Here is a 4,275-nt window from a genome sequence, read left to right as displayed (position 1 = left end):
AATTGCTGCCGACAATAATCGGTTGATCCGGGTCACCGTGGACAAAATCCACCAAGACTTCATGACCGATGCGGGGAATGGCGATCATCCCCATCAGTTACGTGAATAGAAATACATCAAAAAATTGTGATTAACTTCTCTGACTAAAATGATTATTGACCGCTCGTTTAATAGCCGTCTCTACGTCTTTAGTTCTCGTGCGGTGTACCCAGCTTCGGCGCTGGCCTCCGCGCTCTTTGATTATCACAGTAATCATCTTCATTCCCCCTGAAAACCCTTTTTCCCGTGAACTGTAGTTGCCCGATATTTTGGTTAATGCCATAACCTAAATGCGATAAAGAAAGGACGACAACTTAAAAGCGATGGCAGTTGATGCCAAATTAATCAGTTACTTGTTGTAATTGGTCAAATAACACCCTTAATGAACAAAAATTGTGCAAAACATCCAACCTCCGAACAGACCTCAATAACGGCTTCTTCAGATATATCCGTTACATCCAGTACTGTGTTTTCCATCTGAAAAATCCTCTGTGCGGAATTGTTAGAACGCTGTCGACACAGAAGTGTCTGATACAGCTGCTCACACACCGTTACATATTTACGCTTTGTAATACATTTGACCCTTATCAGGAAAATATCAAGAGGTTTTCTGCGAGGTCATTTGCGAGTAAATACAGTTAGTTATTTAACTTTGTCAGTTTACGTAAATGCGTGGCGATCCCCCAACGGAGCGTGATGCATTTCCCCTCCATCATTTCCAGCACGGAGTAGCTCGCGTTCGGCTGAGCATAACGGGAAAAATGATCAATTTTTCCCTCTTTGAGCAGGGCGAGTATTCCCTGACTGACATGCCCGTGTGTCACAATACATAGCATCTGGTACGCCACTGCCGCTTGTAGTTCGTGCAAAAAGCCGATCACCCGTTGAGAAGCCTGCGCCAGCGACTCGCCGCCGGGCGGGCAAAAACCGGCGTCTTGTGCAAATAACGCTTCTGCTTCATTGGGGTGGTCATATTGCAATTGCGCTGATGACATCCCTTCGTAATGACCGAATGCCTGCTCTTTCAGTGCGGCTTGCGCAACCAGCGGGCAGAGAAAATGGCCTGCCAGCGCTTGCCCCATATGCCACGCACGGCCAAGGGGCGAGGCGTAAACACACTCAACGGGGTAAGCGACGTCCGTTAACGTCGCCAGTAACGCCGACGTTTCCAGTGCGCCACGCGCAGTCAATGGGCTATCCATGTGTCCCTGGATAATACCACGCTGGTTCCATTCTGTTTCCGCGTGCCGCACAAGTATAACTTTCATCACAAATTACAATTGCTCCGGTAGCTGGCCCACATCCACCAGGGGCCTCGATGGCAAGGCATGCCAGACAGCGCTGATGACATGCTCTTCACGATGTTCTGAGATGCGATCTTCAGCGAGATGCTCAAGCCATTCAAGCGTGTTCATATAACGCGTAAGATCTGTATATGCAGCCTTCCAGAGTACGTTCTCCAGCATCAGCGGCATCGGTTCATGAATTTCCTATTGCCAGAAATCAGCCAGTAATAATACGGGCGCTTCAAGTTTAGCCTGCACAGTGCGTATAACGATGCCCATTCTTTTTCTGATATCAGATTAAAAGCCAGTTTTACATCCATCATATCACGCAGCGTAAACTTTTTTGCTACGCCATCACGAAAGGTAAACTCGGCGATTAATAATACAACCAATCGGGTTGCTTCCGTCAAATCTGATAATTGATAAAAATATAAATTTGAGAAATTAGACACAGGAAAAGAATTCACGTGAATCTCAACATATACATCATCAAGTGCACGGTTTTCTGCATTATTTCTCAGTCGAAACTTGGCCGATCCCGACATTCCATTGTGAATCTTCCGCATCTAGACAAACATTTCCCTGAAGTCTAATGACAACAGGTAATTATGAGCGGAAATAAAATCCTTCTCGTTTTCATACAATACATCAACGTCGCGCAACTCACGCTGAAATCCCTCCGGATAAAAGACTTTAAAACTTTCACCCTTCAGTTTTATCAACGAGCCTGAATTGCACTGATGCGTTAATTTTGCAAGCAACCTCTCATGAAGCAAGAATTTCTGTTGATATATGTCGAGTCGCTTTTTCGCCCAAGGCAACAGCATATTATTTTGGCGACAAATATCGAGCCAGGCATAAAGCAGTTTATTCCTGTAGAGCTCTTCCCAATGACTCTCATCAATAACAGGCAATATTGAATCCGCGCCAGAAATAAGATATTGGTTGACATAGTTGTAGAAGCTCCGGAGATTCCTAGCGTAGCCCCGTAGCTGGCCGGATCGGAACATAGCTGACGCAATGTACGAAACAAGACCGCAAAAGAGAAAACAATCAACATGAGCAACGTGAACTGTAATGACCAGGTGAGTGCCCATCCCATCGCGAGGGGGACAACAACGGTAACTATCTGTTCGAACAGTGATGTCCGCGCATTAAAATCATTTTGGCAGCACGAGCGGTTCGACTGGTACCCGCAGAAACGCTGTACGCGACCGCCGACATAATCAGTAGCGCAGCATACAACGTCTGTATTGGTAAGCGCGGTATGAGGCAAACACATCGGTGTCTACAATACGCTGAGCCAGAAATACCGGAGTCAGCACCGATGGCCAGTGAAAATCCGACGGGAAAAACATCTCGCTGAATTCCTCGCGCACGCTTTCATAATACGTCCCGAAATGAATTTTCTGGCGCCACAGCCAGTTCTCTCGCTGCATGGCAATCATGACATCTAGAGCGGGATAAGTTCCGATTTCAAGTACATATCCCTCGGGGTAGACCCAACAGTTGTGTCACCAGCCGCCATTTCAATTTTACTTCATGAACTTCGCGGTAATTACTCGCCATTTTACCTCGGCGTACAAAGAATACAAAATCAGTTGCACCATTCCATTGTTCGACTACGTTCAGTCCTCCGTTAATTTTTCCCTACGCAATGTTTCATGAGATTTCAAATGGAAATGCCAAATGTATAGCTATTGGATACACAACTGCTATAATAACTATCTACCAATTTGCTACACAGGTGATTTATGAGAACACAACCTAAAGAAACCCCAATTAACATCCGGGCAAAAGCCTTCCAGCGGGAGCTTATTGACCATGCAGCAAACCTGCACTCAAAGACCCGAACTGATTTCATCTTGGATGCTGCCTGCCGTGCAGCCGAAGAGGCCATACTCGATCAGCGCCACTTTTTCGTTAACGACGAAAAATATCATGCGTTCATGCAGGTGCTGGAGCAACCGCTTTCTGATAATGCAGGTTTTAAAAAACTCATGGGATATAAAGCACCGTGGGAATAAGCGCACCTGAAATATTAACGGCTGAACATAATATAAATGATTTTTATTGCCAGCATGAAACATTAAACGAATGGCTTTCACGCCGGGCTTTAAAAAATAATAAGCTCGGCGCGAGCCGTACATTTGTTATTTGCAAGGGAGGTACAAAAGACGTTATTGGTTATTATTGTCTAAGCGCCGGTTCAATCCATCATATTGAATCTACACCATCGCTTAAACGCAATATGCCAGATCCTATCCCTGTGGTGCTTCTCGGCCGTCTGGCTGTCGACGTGGAATATCAAGGTAAGAAGCTAGGGGCATTGCTTCTCCAAGATGCTTGGAAGCGTGTCGTCAGCACGGCGGAACAGGTAGGTATTTCAGCTATAATCGTCCACGCACTTGATGAGAGCGCCCGAACGTTCTATACGCGTCTTGGCTTCGCCCAGTCACCGTTGGAGCCATACACGCTGATGCTTCCATTAGGCCCAGTGAATGTGGATTCATTCTCATTTAGAAGTGAATAATGTGGATTTATTCTCCTTAATGCATACTTGTGTCTATAAAACGATTTTTCAGACATTTTTTCCTGCTTTTGATTGCTAATGTTTATTAGCAGAGTGCTAGTACAAATACAGGTACTTGTACTAGCAGGAGCATTTGCGCAAAAACTTACGGTTTCATCTTCTCTGTCATTTTCAGTTTTCAGAAGACGATCGTACAGAATGTCAGATGAGCTGTACTAGCAGTTTGCAAACCAAATTGGGAAACCTTGGCCGATAGACGGTGGAGTAGTCACGATATGAATAAGAAGTGTAGATATGCGTTATTACAAAATTTTCAATATAACGCGATGCTCGACTTTAACATCCTATAACGTTAGCTTGTTGAAGCCAGTCGCGTTGACTTTTACCTTGTTTAAAATTGGCAAAAATACCCAACGT

The 4,275-nt window shown here is 45.1% G+C and carries 7 protein-coding genes and 1 pseudogene; 2 read left to right on the top strand and 6 right to left on the bottom strand.

Annotated elements, in window-relative coordinates; translation table 11 throughout:
• From Xbed_RS20780 to Xbed_RS20775, 6 genes and pseudogenes are all read right to left on the bottom strand, one after another.
• Positions 1 to 91: pseudogene (locus Xbed_RS20780) on the bottom strand (phage baseplate assembly protein V); the annotation flags it as partial.
• Between the two features lie 586 nt (positions 92 to 677).
• A complete protein-coding gene (locus tag Xbed_RS17960) occupies positions 678 to 1,307 on the bottom strand; it encodes a histidine phosphatase family protein (protein WP_086114208.1) in 630 nt (209 codons plus the stop codon).
• A gap of 6 nt (positions 1,308 to 1,313) precedes the next feature.
• The gene (locus tag Xbed_RS17955; RefSeq protein ID WP_086114207.1) at positions 1,314 to 1,514 is read right to left on the bottom strand and encodes a hypothetical protein; all 201 of its coding nucleotides are present in this window, start codon (positions 1,512 to 1,514) and stop codon (positions 1,314 to 1,316) included.
• Positions 1,515 to 1,891: 377 nt separating this feature from the next.
• Positions 1,892 to 2,335, bottom strand: a complete 444-nt coding sequence (locus Xbed_RS17945) for a hypothetical protein (protein WP_086114205.1) — start codon at positions 2,333 to 2,335, stop codon at positions 1,892 to 1,894.
• 216 nt (positions 2,336 to 2,551) lie between these two features.
• Positions 2,552 to 2,800 (bottom strand): DUF2817 domain-containing protein, encoded by a 249-nt coding sequence (locus Xbed_RS20565; protein ID WP_279625544.1) that lies wholly within the window; start codon positions 2,798 to 2,800, stop codon positions 2,552 to 2,554.
• A 1-nt stretch (position 2,801) separates the two neighbouring features.
• Positions 2,802 to 2,969 (bottom strand): Tn3 family transposase, encoded by a 168-nt coding sequence (locus tag Xbed_RS20775; RefSeq protein ID WP_139837535.1) that lies wholly within the window; start codon positions 2,967 to 2,969, stop codon positions 2,802 to 2,804.
• 110 nt (positions 2,970 to 3,079) lie between these two features.
• On the opposite strand from Xbed_RS20775, the gene Xbed_RS17935 reads away from it, so the two are divergent.
• Complete coding sequence (locus Xbed_RS17935) at positions 3,080 to 3,352, top strand: type II toxin-antitoxin system TacA family antitoxin (protein WP_086114203.1); 273 nt, start codon at positions 3,080 to 3,082, stop codon at positions 3,350 to 3,352.
• Complete coding sequence (locus Xbed_RS17930) at positions 3,343 to 3,858, top strand: GNAT family N-acetyltransferase (RefSeq protein WP_086114202.1); 516 nt, start codon at positions 3,343 to 3,345, stop codon at positions 3,856 to 3,858. Before Xbed_RS17935 ends, Xbed_RS17930 begins: the two co-directional genes overlap by 10 nt.
• Positions 3,859 to 4,275: the final 417 nt, after the last annotated feature.

The sequence above is a fragment of the Xenorhabdus beddingii genome (assembly GCF_002127545.1).
GTDB lineage: Bacteria > Pseudomonadota > Gammaproteobacteria > Enterobacterales > Enterobacteriaceae > Xenorhabdus > Xenorhabdus beddingii.
Note: the sequence above shows the minus strand (reverse complement) of the source record. Positions and strands in the feature narration are given on the sequence as shown.